The sequence below is a fragment of the Pseudomonas sp. NCHU5216 genome (assembly GCF_052156495.1).
GTDB lineage: Bacteria > Pseudomonadota > Gammaproteobacteria > Pseudomonadales > Pseudomonadaceae > Aquipseudomonas.
Genome location: NZ_JBQLIX010000051.1, coordinates 1 through 15,002 on the forward strand (window position 1 = coordinate 1; position 15,002 = coordinate 15,002).

Genomic DNA, 15,002 nt, shown 5'->3' on the forward strand with positions numbered 1-15,002 from the left:
TTTCTTTTGCTTACTTTTCTTTGCGCAGTTCAAAGAAAAGTGAGTCGCCCGAGGGGGCGAAACCCGGAATATCTGAAAACACCCGAAGCGGCGTCCGGAACACCAAACCATGACAACAAGCACTCACACAAACTTGCCAGTCCGGTATCAACCAGGCATTCCCCCTGAAAACGCGATGAAAAAGTGCCCACTCTCGATGGCGGCCGTTACGCCACTCAGGGCCCTGGCCGCCGCGTTCAGGCGCAGGCGGCAGTGGGCAGGGCGCTGAGTGCGTCGCGCTCGGCCAGTATCTCGTTGGTATCGCCGTGAGTGTGTGGGCAGACGAAAGCCAGGCCGTGCAGGTCATGCCGCAACGGCAGCACGTGGCGAGGCGAAAAACCGCTGCGATGCAGTTGCCAGCCGCGTTGTGGCAGGTCTCGGGGCAGATCGCCCTGCAGCATTCCACCGAAGAACCCCAGGGCGCTCAGCTCCACGGACCATTGCTGACCGCTGTCGTGACGCAGCAGGGCTTGGCGCTGGGCGGGTGCCTGGCGGGGTTCGCTGCGTTTTTCCAGGCGCGTTAGTTGGTCGCGCAGCAGGCGCGTGCTGCCGAGGGCGCGCGTCGGCAGGGGCTGACCAGCGAGGAAGGGTTGGTAGAGGGCGGCGCAGGCTTCGCGGCGCTCGAACTGCACCAGATGATCGGCCTGGTGGACGATGGCGCAGTCGGCCTGGGCGCAGGCCGCTGCGAACTGGGCATGTTCCCAGGGCTGGGTGAAGTGATCGTGCTCGCCGGCCAGCACCAGGGTCGGGCAGCTCGGGTGCTGAACGAAGCCCTCGAATGCCAGAAGGCGCTGGCTGTTCTGCCGGTAGCGTTCGATATCTTGCGGGCTCAGGCGTTGGATCTGCCGCAACAGGGCCTTGCGAAAGGCCGGAGCGACGCCGCTATCCTGCAGGTGCATGGGGTTGAGCAGGCTGTTCACGGCGCCCTGGGCGAAGGCTTCTGTATGGCCTTCGTCGAGCAGGGCCAGGCCTTCTTCCAGCAACAGCCGCGAGCCTGGGCGGCCGAAGGCCGCGATACCGGCCAGCAGCAGACGGGCGCAGCGCTGTGGGTGGCGGGCGGCGAACAGTGTTGCCAGCGCCGAGCCATAGGACAGGCCAATGGGCATCAGCGGCGGCAGTTGCAGTTGCTCGGCGAAAGCGCCGATCAGGTCGGCGAGCTGCTGCAGGTTCAGTTCCGGGGCGAGTTGGCTATTGCCACCCTGGCTCGGCAGATCGAGGAGGATCACCGGATGCTGCGCCAGCAGCGCTTCCGCTTCGCTGGCGAAGGAGCGAAAGCTCTGGAAGGCGCCGCCCAGCAGCAGAACCGGCGTGCGCCGATCCTGTTCGTGCTGGGCGAAGGCGAGATAGTGCAGGTGCCAGCCATCGATCTGCAGGACGTCCGGCGCACTGTTGAGGATGGCTGCACTGTAGTGACTGCGATAGCGCATGCTGTGGCCTCCGGCAGGATTTATCGTTGTTGTGTCATGACTGGCCTTGCGCTGTGTGAGCGGCCTGGGATTGAAGGTAAACACTGTGGGTGGTTTTGTTTACCCAACCTTCGGGTGGCACCTGGCCATGGATGTCACCGTTACGGGCAGTCCCCTGCAATCATCGGCTTTGGCGCGTTACCGGCGCTGTTGGGCGAACGGTCTGTCTACCGGCCAGGTCGGCGAAACGGCTCGCTCGTGATCCTTATCGACCACTCGCCATGCGTGGCTGTGCGCCGAGGCGCCGGCGGGCTATAATCAGCCCCTTTTTTCAACCGTCAGACCTCCGCCGCCATGACCGAGTCCGTGCACGACTACATGACCCGCCTGGGCCAGGCTGCTCGCCAGGCATCAAAGGTGCTCGCCCGGGCCAGCACTGCGCAGAAGAATCGCGCCCTGCAGGCCGCCGCCAACGCCCTCGACGCCGCCCGCGCCGAGCTTGCCGCCGCCAACGAGCTGGATCTGGCTGCTGCCCGCGCCAGTGGTCTGGAGCCGGCCATGGTCGACCGTCTGGCGCTGACGCCCAAGGTCATCGACTCGATGATCGAAGGGCTGCGCCAGGTCGCCACGCTATCCGACCCGATCGGTGAGATCGAGGGCATGCGCTACCTGCCGTCTGGCATCCAGGTGGGCAAGATGCGCGTGCCGCTGGGCGTCATCGGCATCATCTACGAATCGCGGCCGAACGTGACCATCGATGCCGCCAGCCTGTGTCTGAAGTCCGGCAATGCCACGATTCTGCGTGGCGGCTCCGAAGCTATCCATTCCAACCAGGCGATTGCCCGTTGCATTCAGCAGGGCCTGGCCGAGGCCGATCTGCCGGCGGCTGCCGTGCAGGTGGTGGAAACCACCGACCGCGCCGCCGTCGGTGAGCTGATCAGCATGCCGGAGTTCGTCGACGTGATCGTGCCGCGTGGCGGCAAGGGGCTGATCGAGCGCATCAGTCGCGACGCCAAGGTGCCGGTGATCAAGCACCTGGATGGCGTCTGCCACGTTTATATCGATATCGCTGCCGACCTGGACAAGGCCATTCGCGTTGCTGACAACGCTAAGACTCAGCGCTATTCGCCGTGCAATGCCATGGAAACCCTGTTGGTGCATCAGGCCATCGCCGCGCGTGTACTGCCGCCGCTGGCCGCCATCTACCGCGACAAGGGCGTGGAGCTGCGTGGCGATGCCGCCACCCGTGAGCTACTCGGCAGCGACGTGCTGGAGGCGAGCGAGGACGACTGGTTCGCCGAGTACAACGCGCCGATCCTGGCCATTCGTATCGTCGAGTCGCTGGACACGGCCATCGAACACATCAACCACTACGGCTCGCAGCACACCGATTCGATCATCACCGAGAACTTCACGGACGCACGGCGCTTCCTCACCGAGGTGGATTCCGCTTCGGTGATGGTCAATGCCTCCACGCGCTTCGCCGATGGTTTCGAGTACGGCCTGGGCGCGGAGATCGGCATTTCCACCGACAAGCTGCATGCGCGTGGCCCGGTTGGCCTGGAAGGCCTGACCAGTCAGAAATACGTGGTTTTCGGCGATGGACACATACGCACATAAATGAATGGTCTTGGCGCCCGACGTATCGGCCTGCTCGGCGGTACCTTCAACCCTGTGCACATCGGGCATCTGCGTGCGGCGCTGGAAGTCGCCGAGTTCATGCAGCTCGACGAGCTGCGCCTGATCCCCAGCGCGCGCCCGCCGCACCGAGAGGCGCCGCAGGCCAGCGCCGAGCAGCGTCTGGCCATGGTCGAGCTGGCGGTAGCCGGCGAGTCGAGGCTATCGGTCGACGACCGCGAGCTGCGCCGGGATCGCCCGTCTTACACGGTCGACACCCTGGAGTCGGTGCGCAGCGAGTTGGCGGCGGACGATCAGTTGTTTCTGCTGGTCGGCTGGGACGCCTTTTGCGGGCTGCCAGGCTGGCACCGTTGGCAGGAACTGCTCGAACACTGCCACGTGCTGGTGCTGCAGCGGCCGGACGCCGACAGTGAAGCGCCCGAGGCGCTGCGCGACCTGCTGGCGGCCCGCAGCGTCAGCGATCCGCTGAGCCTGGCCGGGCCGGGCGGGCAGATCAGTTTCATCTGGCAGACACCATTGGCGGTGTCTGCCACCCAGATCCGGCAATTGCTGGCCAGTGGGAGATCGGCGCGTTATCTGCTGCCCGATGCGGTGCTGGCTTATATCCAGGCACACCAGTTGTACGGTGTGCCGAACGCTTGAGGCGTTGCGCGTGCGCGCACGCCCATTACATGAGGCAAACGAGTTACCTATGAAGAACCCGAACATGCCCAGCGAAGAGCTGGTCAAGATCACCGTCGCCGCGCTGGAAGAAATCAAGGCCAGCGACATCACCGTCATCGACGTCAAGGAAAAGACCAGCATCACCGATTTCATGGTGATCGCCAGCGGTAGTTCCAGCCGTCAGGTCAAGGCGCTGGTGGACAACGTACTGGAGAAGGTCAAGGAAAAGGGTGTGCGCGCCATCGGCAGCGAAGGCCTGGACAGCGGCGAGTGGGCACTGCTCGACCTGGGTGACATCGTCGTCCACGTCATGCTGCCCACCGCGCGCCAGTTCTACGACCTCGAGCGTCTGTGGCAGGGTGCCGAGCAGAGCCGCGCCCAGCACGGTGCCGAGTAAGCCGGTAGCATGCGCATCAAGCTGATCGCTGTCGGTTCGCGCATGCCGCGTTGGGTCGAGGAAGGCTGGCAGGAGTACGTCAAGCGTCTACCGGCCGAGTTGCCGCTGGAGCTGGTGGAAATCCCGCTGAACACCCGCGGCAAGAATGCCGACGTCAACCGCCTGATCCGTCAGGAGGGCGAGGCCATGCTGGCCAAGGTGCAGCCCGGGGAACGTATCGTCACGCTGGAAGTCCATGGCAAGCCGTGGAGTACCGAGCACTTGGCGGCCGAGCTGGATCGTTGGCGTCTGGATGCACGCACCGTCAACCTCATGGTCGGCGGCCCGGAAGGGCTGGCGCCGGAGGTCTGCGCGCGCAGTGAGCAGCGCTGGTCGTTGTCGCCCTTGACCTTGCCCCATCCGTTGGTGCGCATCCTCATCGGCGAGCAGATCTATCGGGCTTGGACCGTACTGTCCGGCCATCCTTATCACAAATAGTCAGTCGTAGCCGATGCCGCAGCCGATTCGCCTCAAGGATCACGAAAAGGACGCTCGCCTGGTCAAGCGCCGGGTGATCGTCGGGGGCGTGGTCGTCCTGCTGCTGACCTGCGTGCTGGTCGCGCGCATGTACTACCTGCAGGTGATCCAGTACGAGCATCACTCCACGCTGGCCGAGAACAACCGCATTCACGTGCAGCCGATTCCGCCTACTCGTGGGCTGATCTTCGACCGTAACGGGGTGATCATCGCCGATAACCGGCCCAGCTTCAGCTTGACCGTGACCCGTGAGCGGGCCGGCGACTGGCAGCAGGTGCTCGATACCGTGGTCGAAGTGCTGGAGCTCTCCGAGGATGACCGTGCGCTGTTCGAGCGCCGCGTGCGCCAGGGGCGCCGTCCCTTCGAGCCGGTGCCGATCCTGTTCGAGCTGAGCGAGGAGCAGATCGCCCGCGTGGCGGTGAACCAGTTCCGCCTGCCGGGCGTCGAGGTGGCGGCGCAGTTGGTGCGGCATTATCCGTTGCAGGAGCATTTCGCTCATTCGGTGGGCTATGTCGGGCGCATCAACGAGCAGGAGCTCAAGCGCCTGGATCCCACCGAGTATGCCGGCACCCACCATATCGGCAAGACCGGCATCGAGCGCTTCTACGAGAGCGAGCTGCACGGTGAGGTGGGCTACGAGGAGGTGGAAACCAACGCCCGTGGCCGCGTCCTGCGCGTGCTCAATCGCATCGACCCGAAACCGGGCAAGGACATCGTCCTGACCCTCGACGCTCACCTGCAGGAGGCTGCGGAGAAAGCCCTGGGCGGGCGCCGTGGCGCGGTAGTGGCGATCCAGCCGAAAACCGGCGAGGTGCTGGCCATGGTCAGCCAGCCCAGCTTCGACCCCAACCCTTTCGTCACCGGCATCAGCTTCAAGGCCTATGGCGAACTGCGCGACTCCATCGACCAGCCGCTGTACAACCGCGTGTTGCGCGGCCTCTATCCGCCAGGCTCGACGGTCAAGCCGATGGTGGCAGTGTCCGGCCTCGACGCCGGGGTGATCACCCCGCAGACCCGGGTATTCGACCCGGGTTACTACCAACTGCCCAACAACAGCCACAAATACCGCAACTGGAACCGCAGTGGCGATGGCTGGATCGATCTGGATCTGGCCATCGCTCGCTCCAACGACACCTACTTCTACGAGCTGGCGCACAAGATGGGCATCGATCGCCTGCACGACTACATGAGCCGCTTTGGCTTCGGCCAGCGCGTGTCCCTGGACATGTTCGAGGAGACGGCAGGGCTGATGCCTTCGCGTGACTGGAAGCGCGCTCGCTATCGCCAGCCCTGGTATCCCGGCGAAACCCTGATCCTCGGCATCGGCCAGGGCTACATGCAGACCACGCCGCTGCAACTGGCGCAGGCCACTAGCCTGATGGCTACTCGGGGCAAGTGGATTCGCCCGCATCTGGCCAAGAGCATCGATGGCACCCCTCCGGTGGATCCCAATCCCATTCCGGATATCGTCTTGCGTGATCCGAAATTCTGGGATTACGGCATCCATGGCATGGAGCAGGTGGTCAATGGCCCGCGTGGCACCGCGCGCAAGGTGGGCGCCAGTGCGGTCTATCGCATCGCTGGCAAGAGCGGTACGGCGCAGGTGGTGGCCATCCGCCAGGGCGAGAAATATGACCGCGAAAAATTGCAGGAACGTCATCGTGACCATGCCCTGTTCATCGGCTTCGCCCCGGTCGACAACCCGCAGATCGCCGTGTCGGTGATGGTGGAGAACGGCGAATCCGGCTCCGGTGTCGCCGCGCCCGTGGTCAAGGAGGTGATGGATGCCTGGCTGCTGGACGAGAACGGCCAGCTCAAGGCCGAGTACGTCACGCCGGAAAAAACCGAGGTCAGTCAGCAATGAAGGGCAATTTCGACCGTAACCTGTCCGACGAGGACGTGCTGCGTCGCCGCGCCACCCTGTTGCAGCGCATGCACATCGATGGCTGGTTGCTACTGTTGCTGCTGCTGCTCGGCGCCGGCAGCCTGTTCGTGCTCTATTCGGCCAGCGGCAAGAACGTCGACCTGCTGCTCAAGCAGGCTACATCCTTTGCGATCGGCATCGCGGCGGTCGTCGCCATTGCCCAGTTCGACCCGCGTTTCATGGCGCGCTGGGTGCCGCTTGGTTATCTGGTGGGCGTGGCGCTGCTGATGGTGGTGGAGGTGATGGGGCATACCGCGATGGGGGCCACGCGCTGGATCAACATCCCGGGGGTGATTCGTTTCCAGCCGGCGGAGTTCATGAAGATCATCATGCCCATGACTATCGCCTGGTACCTGGCGCGGCACAACCTGCCGCCACGCTTCAAGCACATCGTCATCAGCCTGGCCATGATCATCGTGCCGGTGGTGCTGATCGCCAAGCAGCCGGATCTGGGCACCTCGCTGCTGATTCTCGCTTCGGGTGGCTTCGTGGTGTTCATGGCCGGCCTGCAGTGGCGCTGGATCCTGGGGGCGGCGGCGGCGGTGGTGCCGATCGCCGTGGGCATGTGGTTCTTCCTCATGCATGACTACCAGAAGCGTCGCGTGCTGACCTTCCTCAATCCGGAGAGCGACCCGCTGGGCGCCGGCTGGAACATCATCCAGTCCAAGGCGGCCATCGGTTCCGGCGGTGTGCTGGGCAAGGGCTGGCTGCTGGGCACGCAGTCGCACCTGGATTTTTTGCCGGAAAGCCATACGGACTTTATCATTGCCGTGCTCGCCGAGGAGTTCGGCCTGGTGGGGGGCTGCCTGCTGCTGCTGCTGTACCTGCTACTGATTGCCCGTGGTCTGGTGATCACCGCGCAGGCGCAGACACTGTTCGGCAAATTGCTGGCTGGAGCCCTGACCATGACCTTCTTCGTCTACGTCTTCGTCAACATCGGCATGGTCAGTGGCTTGCTTCCCGTGGTGGGCGTGCCCTTGCCATTCATTAGTTACGGCGGAACCCATCTGGTGACGCTGTTGTCAGGCTTCGGAATATTGATGGCGATTCATACCCACAGGAAGTGGATCGCTCAGGTTTGATTTGGGGGTTTTGAGTTGATGCATGCACTGCGCAGTTGGGCCACCCGCAGCTTCATGGGCGCTGGCCTGGCCGGTTTGTTCGGCACCGCCATGCCGGTAATGGCCGCCGATTACGATGGCTCGCCGCAGGTTGCCGAGTTCATCACGGAAATGACCCGCGACTACGGCTTCGCCGGTGAACAACTGGTCAGCCTGTTCGCCGAGGTGCAGCGCAAGCAGGCGATTCTCGATGCCATTTCGCGCCCGGCCGAACGGGTCAAGCCCTGGAAGGAATACCGCCCGATCTTCATCACCGACAAGCGCGTGGCCAAGGGTGTCGAGTTCTGGAAGAACAACCAGGCCGCGCTGCAGAAGGCCGAGGCCGAATATGGTGTGCCGGCGCAGTTCATCGTCGCCATCATCGGTGTGGAAACCTTCTACGGTGGCAACACCGGCAGCTATCGGGTGATGGATGCCCTGTCCACGCTGGCCTTCGACTATCCGCCACGGGCGCCGTTCTTCCGCAAGGAGCTGCGTGAGTTCCTCATGCTGACCCGTGAAGAGCAGGTCGACCCGCTCACGCTCAAGGGCTCCTACGCCGGCGCCATGGGCCTGCCGCAGTTCATGCCGAGCAGCTTCCGCGCTTATGCGGTGGATTTCGACGGTGATGGCCACATCAATATCTGGAGCAATCCCACCGATGCCATCGGCAGTGTCGCCAGTTACTTCCAGCGCCATGGCTGGCAGGCTGGTGGGCCGGTGGCGAGCCGCGCTCAGGTCGATGGCGAGCATTATGCCGAAGGCCTGAGCGAAGGCCTCGACCCGGTGAAGAACGTGGGCGAACTGCGCGCCCTCGGCTGGCGCAGCAGCGATGTGCTGGCCGATGACGTGCCGGTGACCGCCTTCCGTCTGGAGGGTGCCGAAGGCGACGAATACTGGATGGGGTTGCCAAACTTCTATGTCATTACCCGCTACAATCGCAGCGTCATGTATGCGATGGCCGTCAATCAACTGGCCGAGCTGCTGGTGCAAGCACGGGGTAACCAATGAGTCTTTCCAGGAAACTGCTGCCGCTGGGCGTCTGTATAGCTGCTGCGTTGTTGCTCGCCAGTTGCTCGTCCAATCGTTCGGCGCAGCTGGTGGCTCAGTCGGGTCAGGCCGGCATTTCCGGGCCCGATGATTACGACCGCCCGCACCGCGATGGCGCGCCCTGGTGGGACGTGGACGTATCGAAGATCCACGACGCCATCCCCATGCCGCATTACGGCCCGGTCAAGGCCTCGCCCTATACCGTGCTGGGTAAGCAGTACTTCCCGATTCAGGATGCGCGCCGCTATTCGGCAGTCGGCCCGGCCTCCTGGTACGGCACCAAATTCCATGGTCAGGCCACCGCCAATGGCGAGACCTACGACCTGTACGGCATGACGGCGGCGCACAAGACCCTGCCATTGCCCAGCTACGTGCGGGTTACCAATCTGGAGAACGGCAAGAGCGTGATCCTGCGGGTCAACGACCGTGGGCCGTTCTACTCCGATCGCATCATCGACCTGTCCTTCGCCGCGGCGAAGAAGCTCGGCTATGCCGAGAAGGGCACGGCACGGGTCAAGGTCGAAGGCATCGACCCACACGAGTGGTGGGCGCAGCAGGGCCGTCCGGTGCCGCTGGTGCTGGCCAACAATCAGCCGGCCAAGGCCATCACCAGCAAGCCGGTGGTGCAGGCCATGCCGCAGGCCGTCGAGCAGTACTCGCCGCCGCCCGAGCAGCACGCTGCGGCCGTGGTGCCGGTGCAGATCGACGCAAAAAAAAACGATTCACTCGCAGCTTCTGGCCTGTATCTCCAAGTGGGAGCCTTCGCCAATCCGGACGCTGCGGAGCTACTCAAGGACAAGCTGAGCCAGACGACCCATGTGCCGGTGTTCATCAGCTCAGTGGTGCGCGACCAGCAGATACTGCATCGGGTGCGCCTGGGGCCGATCAGCAGCCAGGGCGAGGCTGAAAAGCTGCAGAACAATGTGCGCCTCGCCAACCTCGGGCAGCCGACGCTAGTGCGTGCGGACTGACTCGACCCGTCGGGCTCGATGAAGACGGCTTGCCCTTCTTCTCGGGCGCGATGGCACTAAACCGGCCTTGGCCGGACTAACCCACGGGTCGCCATCATTGGTGGCCGGGTAAGGCTCCTGCGGGGGCCGTTTCACAATCCACGCAACGACTTTCGAGAGACGGATGAATATCACCAGCTTCGCGCAACGTGCCTTCCTCTTCCTGACCCTGTTGGCTTCGCCACTGGTCTGGGCCAGCCCTCAGGTCGTCCCGGCTCCGCCGCAACTGGCGGCCACCGCCTATGTACTGATGGACGCCGCCACCGGCCAGGTGCTGGTGGGCGAGAACGCCGATGAGCGTCTGCCGCCGGCCAGCCTGACCAAACTGATGACCGCCTATATCGCCACCCTGGAAATCCGCAACGGCAAGATCGGCGAGAAGGACATGGTGACCATCAGCGAGCACGCCTGGCGTACTGGCGGTGCCGGCTCGGGTGGTTCCACCATGTTCCTCCCGGTCAACAGCCAGGCCAGCGTCGGTGATCTGCTGCACGGCATCATCATCCAGTCCGGCAACGACGCCAGCATCGCCCTGGCCGAGTACATCGCCGGCAGCGAGGACGCCTTCGCCGACATGATGAACGAGACCGCCAAGCGTCTGGGCATGAACAACAGCCACTTCATGAACGCCACCGGTCTGCCGGATCCGCAGCACTATTCCAGCGCTCATGACATGGCCATCTTGGCGCGCGCGATCATCAACGAAGATGCCGATCACTACGCCATCTATTCGCAGAAGGACTTCCTCTGGAACAACATCAAGCAGCCCAACCGTAACCTGCTGCTGTGGCGCGACAAGACCGTCGACGGTCTGAAGACCGGCCACACCCAGGAAGCCGGCTACTGCCTGGTGGCCTCTGCCGTGCGTGATGGTGCGCGCATGATCACCGCCGTGTTCGGTACCCACAGCGAGCAAGCCCGTGCCGCCGAGACGCAGAAGCTGCTGACCTACGGCTTCCGTTTCTTCGAGAGCCGCACCTTCTACCAGAAGGGCACCGAACTGGCCCAGGCTACCGTGTGGAAGGGCCAGAGCAGCAAGGTCAAGGCCGGTCTGGCGCAGGATCTGGCGCTGACCATGCCCAAGGGCCAGCTGGACAAGCTGCAGGCCAGCATGACCCTCAACCCGCAACTGATCGCCCCCATCGCCCAGGGCGAGGTGATCGGCAAGGTGGAGGTCAAGCTGGGTGACGAGGTGGTGCACAGCGCCGACCTGGTGGCGCTGGAGCCGGTCGAGGAGGGTGGCCTGCTGCGTCGCCTGTGGGACAGCATCAGGCTGTTCTTCTTCGGCCTGTTCAACTGATTTAGCTTGGCCGCTGCCACCCGCAGCGGCCTCTTTATGGACGGGCTTCGAGCCCGCTGATGTCATGACCGATACCGACGTTCAAGCCCCGAAAATCGAATTCCCCTGCGAGCGTTACCCGATCAAGGTGATCGGCACCGCGGGTGAAGGTTTCGCCGATCTGGTGATCGAAGTGATCCAGCGCCATGCGCCGGATCTGGATGCCTCTACACTGGTGCTGCGCGACAGCCGTAATGGCAACTTCCTCTCCGTGCAGGTACTGATCACCGCCACTGGTGTCGAGCAGTTGCAGGCGATTCATGCTGACCTGCGTGCCACCGGTCGCGTGCACATGGTGCTGTGACCGCCATGGCCGAGCTCGTCGTTCGTCATCTGGGCCTGGTGGAGTACCTGCCGACACTGGAGGCCATGCGCCAACTGACCCGCGAACGTGACGAGCACACGCCAGACGAGATCTGGCTGCTGCAGCACCCGAAAGTGTTCACCCAGGGCCAGGCCGGCAAGGCCGAGCACCTGCTGGCGCCGGGCGACATTCCGGTGGTGCAGGTGGAGCGTGGCGGCCAGGTGACCTATCACGGCCCTGGGCAACTGGTGGCCTACCTGATGCTCGACCTGCGCCGCCTCGATCTGGGGGTGCGCGAGCTGGTGACCACCATGGAGCAGAGCCTGGTCGAGCTGTTGGCCGGCTATGGTATCGAAGCGGCACCCAAGGCCGATGCCCCTGGCGTGTACGTGGCCGGCGACAAGATCGCCTCGCTGGGGTTGCGGGTCAGCCGTGGCTGCTCCTTCCACGGTCTGGCGCTGAACGTCGATATGGACATGACGCCCTTCCTGCGCATCAATCCTTGCGGCTACGCCGGGCTGAAGATGGTGCAGATGCGTGAGCTGCTGGCCACGCCGCCGGACTTCGACGAGGTTTCGCAACGGTTGGAACAGGTGCTGCGTGCCCGTTTGGGTTAGGTGTAGCAGACGGCTCGACGTCAGCGATTTCTCGGTGCGCGCAGCACACCCTACGGACGCTGGCCCTGTCGAGACACGCGTAGGGTGCGCCGTGCGCACCAATGAGGCCTCTGGCGGACTCTGCTGTCAGCAACGAAAAAGAGACGCCGAGGCGTCCCTTTCGTTTGTCGTGAAGAATCTGTCTCAGTTCAGGTTCAACGCCGGAATCAGGCTGCTGTCGACCTGCTGGCCTGGCACCGGCACGGGGGCGGCGAGGCCCAGGTTGTTCTTCTCGAACACCCGGTCGGCGCGGTAGCTGGAGCGTACCAGCGGGCCGGCGGCGACTTCCATGAAGCCTTTTTCCAGGCCGATATCACGGAAGCGGTTGAATTCTTCCGGGCTGACCCAGCGCTGCACCTTGAGGTGGTTGCGCGTGGGTTGCAGGTACTGGCCGAGGGTGAGGATGTCCACGCCGATGGCGCGCAGGTCATCCATGGTTTCCAGGATTTCCTCGTCCGTTTCGCCCAGGCCGAGCATCAGGCTGGTCTTGGTCAGCACCTCCGGGCGATGCTTCTTGGCATGCTCGAGCACCTTGAGGGTCTTCTCGTAGCCGGCGCGTGGGTCACGCACCGCATGGGTCAGGCGCTTGACCGTCTCGACGTTCTGCGCGAACACCTCGAGGCCGGAATCCACCACGCGCTCGATGGCCTGATGGTCGCCATCGAAGTCCGGCGTCAGGGCCTCGACCACCACCTGCGGGGTGTTCGCCTTGATCGCGCGCACGCAGGCTGCGTAATGGCTGGCGCCACCGTCATCGAGGTCATCGCGATCCACCGAAGTCAGCACGATGTAACGCAGGGCCATCAACTCCACCGACTTGGCGGTGTTCTGTGGCTCTTCCAGATCCAGCCAGCCATTGGGATTGCCGGTGTCCACGGCGCAGAAACGGCAGGCGCGGGTGCAGACCGAACCCATGAGCATGATGGTGGCAGTGCCGTTGGACCAGCATTCACCCATGTTCGGGCAATGCGATTCCTGGCACACGGTGCTCAGACGATGCTCGCCGACGTTGCGCTTGACCGCCTCGAAACGGCTACCGCCCGGCGCCTTGACCCGCAGCCATTTGGGCTTGGGCTCGAAGACCTGGGGCTCGGCCGAGGCGCGGCGCTTCTGACCATCCTTGATCGCGGTGATGCCTTGGGCGGTGCGGAATTTTTCGCCGCTGGCGACGGGTTTGGACGAGGAGGTGTCGGACATCGGAAATCTGGGCTCCGGTAGAGGCTCCGTGGGGCAATCGGCTTGTGGCCGCCGGGCAGTTTACCACAGCGGCTGGGGCCGGCGTTGCAGGCTCTCGTCGGCCCGTAGGGCATCCAAGGAGCTGGGAGCACGCTATCAGCGTTTGCGCAGGGTCTCGAGCAGCTCCGGGCTGGGGTAACCATCGGCGGGCTCGTTCAACTGCAGTTGCAGCATGCGGATGGCCTTGCGCGTATTGGCGCCGATGATGCCGTCGGCCGGGCCTGGGTCGAAGCCCTTGGCTGCCAGCAACTGCTGCAGCTCGATGCGCTCGCTACGGCCGAGTTGGCGTTCGTCGCGCGGCCAGCTTGCCTGAACCTCGGTGGGGTTGAGCAGGTTGTCGGAAAGCAGGCCGATGGCCAGGGCGTAAGAGGTGGAGTTGTTGTAGCGCAGGATGCTGCGGAAATTGTCCAGCAGCAGGAAGGCCGGGCCGCGATGGCCGGCCGGCAGTACCAGGGTGGCGCGGCTGTCGGCGGCGGCGCCCTTGGAACTGATGGCCGGGTACACCCCGAGGGCCTGCCACTCGGCCAGGGTGCGGCGCTGCTCGGGGTCGGCATGGAAGTAGTCGAACTGCTTGGGCAGCCGCACCTCGAAGCCCCAGGGTTGGCCAGGTTTCCAGCCGGAGGATTGCAGGTAATGGGCGGCCGAGGCCAGGGCATCGGTGGAAGAGTTCCACAGGTCGCGTTTGCCGTCGCCGTCGAAGTCCACCGCATGCTCGTTGTAGGTGGTGGGCATGAACTGGGTCTGGCCCATGGCGCCGGCCCAGGAGCCGACCATGCGCTCGCTGCTGATGTCGCCGTTCTGCAGGATCTGCAGGGCGGCCAGCAACTGGTTGCGCCAGAAAGCCTGCCGGCGCCCTTCGTAGGCCAGGGTGGCGAGCGAGCGAATCACGCTGTTACTGCCGATGTTGTTGCCGAAGTTGCTTTCCAGGCCCCAGATGGCCACCAGGATCGGCGCTTCGACGCCATAGCGCTGCTCGATCTTGCGCAGCACGACATTGTGCTGAGCCAGCAGCACACGGCCGCGACCAACGCGGCTGGCCGACACGGCGCCGTCGAGGTACTCCCAGATCGGCCGGGTGAATTCCGGCTGGCTGCTGTCGGCCCTCATCACCGCCGGGTCTGGCGTGATGCCCGCGAACACGCGATCAAACAGGGCGCCATCGATACCCGCGGCCACGGCTTCGCTACGCAGATTCTGGCGCCACTCGGCGAAGTCGAGCGCAGGTTGGGGCACATTGAGCAGCGGTGCGGGTGTGATGAGCGAAGGTGCCGTTGGCAGATTTTCCGCCGGGGCCTTGGCGCAGGCAGCCAGCAGCAACAGAGGGAGCAGAGCCAGGGTGCGGCGAGGAAGCTGGGGTAGCATGTCTATCTCGAGGCTTTTAAGCAGGCCTTTACCTTAGCATGCCCGGCAGGTTTTCTGGGGCCATCAGCGCGCTGAGCCACCCCATAAAGCAAGAAGCCTCCCAGTTACGGGAGGCTTCGCGGCGGTAGCTGCCTTTGCCTTTCTGTGGTCGTTCCTGGCGGGAGCGAAACAGTGGCTGGGCGATGATGGATTTGGCCTTGTTCGGTCGTTTGCCGGTTTTCTTGCTCATAGCATGTCCTCTGCTGTGCCTGCTTCATGTGCAGGCGCGCGGACTATGCGCCGCTGTACGGAAAATGTCCAGATTGCTGCTGGATCGGTGTAGGCGCGAGCTCTGCTCGCGAACCCTGGCAACCTGAAAGCTT

Annotated in this window: 13 protein-coding genes and 2 pseudogenes; 11 read left to right on the forward strand and 4 right to left on the reverse strand. The window is 64.0% G+C overall.

Going from position 1 to position 15,002, the window contains the following annotated elements; genetic code table 11:
- Positions 1-236: 236 nt before the first annotated feature.
- A complete protein-coding gene (locus ACSVIK_RS23385) occupies positions 237-1,466 on the reverse strand; it encodes an alpha/beta fold hydrolase (protein WP_442446542.1) in 1,230 nt (409 codons plus the stop codon).
- Between the two features lie 324 nt (positions 1,467-1,790).
- Here ACSVIK_RS23385 and ACSVIK_RS23390 point away from each other — a divergent pair.
- The 11 genes and pseudogenes from ACSVIK_RS23390 to lipB form a co-directional block, all read left to right on the forward strand.
- A pseudogene (locus ACSVIK_RS23390) lies at positions 1,791-3,065 on the forward strand (glutamate-5-semialdehyde dehydrogenase); the annotation flags it as partial.
- Positions 3,066-3,725 (forward strand): nicotinate-nucleotide adenylyltransferase, encoded by a 660-nt coding sequence (nadD, locus tag ACSVIK_RS23395; RefSeq protein WP_442446543.1) that lies wholly within the window; start codon positions 3,066-3,068, stop codon positions 3,723-3,725.
- Between the two features lie 64 nt (positions 3,726-3,789).
- Complete coding sequence (rsfS, locus tag ACSVIK_RS23400) at positions 3,790-4,143, forward strand: ribosome silencing factor (RefSeq protein WP_268184179.1); 354 nt, start codon at positions 3,790-3,792, stop codon at positions 4,141-4,143.
- A gap of 9 nt (positions 4,144-4,152) precedes the next feature.
- Entirely contained in the window at positions 4,153-4,620 is a 468-nt protein-coding gene (rlmH, locus tag ACSVIK_RS23405) for a 23S rRNA (pseudouridine(1915)-N(3))-methyltransferase RlmH (protein WP_442446544.1), read from the forward strand.
- A gap of 13 nt (positions 4,621-4,633) precedes the next feature.
- Entirely contained in the window at positions 4,634-6,523 is a 1,890-nt protein-coding gene (gene mrdA / locus ACSVIK_RS23410) for a penicillin-binding protein 2 (protein ID WP_442446545.1), read from the forward strand.
- 38 nt (positions 6,524-6,561) lie between these two features.
- Positions 6,562-7,665, forward strand: coding sequence for a rod shape-determining protein RodA (rodA, locus tag ACSVIK_RS23415; protein WP_442446569.1), 1,104 nt, complete (start codon positions 6,562-6,564; stop codon positions 7,663-7,665).
- Positions 7,666-7,683: 18 nt separating this feature from the next.
- Positions 7,684-8,694: a lytic murein transglycosylase B gene (mltB, locus tag ACSVIK_RS23420; protein ID WP_442446546.1), complete on the forward strand. Its 1,011-nt coding sequence runs from the start codon at positions 7,684-7,686 to the stop codon at positions 8,692-8,694.
- Complete coding sequence (locus ACSVIK_RS23425; RefSeq protein WP_442446547.1) at positions 8,691-9,704, forward strand: septal ring lytic transglycosylase RlpA family protein; 1,014 nt, start codon at positions 8,691-8,693, stop codon at positions 9,702-9,704. The genes mltB and ACSVIK_RS23425 overlap by 4 nt, the downstream gene beginning before the upstream one ends.
- A gap of 163 nt (positions 9,705-9,867) precedes the next feature.
- A complete protein-coding gene (locus ACSVIK_RS23430) occupies positions 9,868-11,043 on the forward strand; it encodes a D-alanyl-D-alanine carboxypeptidase family protein (RefSeq protein ID WP_442446548.1) in 1,176 nt (391 codons plus the stop codon).
- Between the two features lie 64 nt (positions 11,044-11,107).
- A complete protein-coding gene (locus tag ACSVIK_RS23435) occupies positions 11,108-11,386 on the forward strand; it encodes a DUF493 domain-containing protein (RefSeq protein WP_442446549.1) in 279 nt (92 codons plus the stop codon).
- A 5-nt stretch (positions 11,387-11,391) separates the two neighbouring features.
- Entirely contained in the window at positions 11,392-12,003 is a 612-nt protein-coding gene (gene lipB, locus ACSVIK_RS23440; protein ID WP_442446550.1) for a lipoyl(octanoyl) transferase LipB, read from the forward strand.
- Between the two features lie 183 nt (positions 12,004-12,186).
- Here the strand turns inward: lipB and lipA are convergent, their stop codons facing one another.
- The 3 genes and pseudogenes from lipA to arfA form a co-directional block, all read right to left on the reverse strand.
- Positions 12,187-13,239, reverse strand: a complete 1,053-nt coding sequence (gene lipA / locus ACSVIK_RS23445; RefSeq protein ID WP_442446551.1) for a lipoyl synthase — start codon at positions 13,237-13,239, stop codon at positions 12,187-12,189.
- Between the two features lie 135 nt (positions 13,240-13,374).
- On the reverse strand, positions 13,375-14,640 hold the full coding sequence (locus ACSVIK_RS23450) for a lytic murein transglycosylase (protein WP_442446552.1): 1,266 nt from the start codon (positions 14,638-14,640) through the stop codon (positions 13,375-13,377).
- A gap of 82 nt (positions 14,641-14,722) precedes the next feature.
- Positions 14,723-14,869: pseudogene (gene arfA, locus ACSVIK_RS23455) on the reverse strand (alternative ribosome rescue factor ArfA); the annotation flags it as partial.
- Between the last annotated feature and the right edge of the window lie 133 nt (positions 14,870-15,002).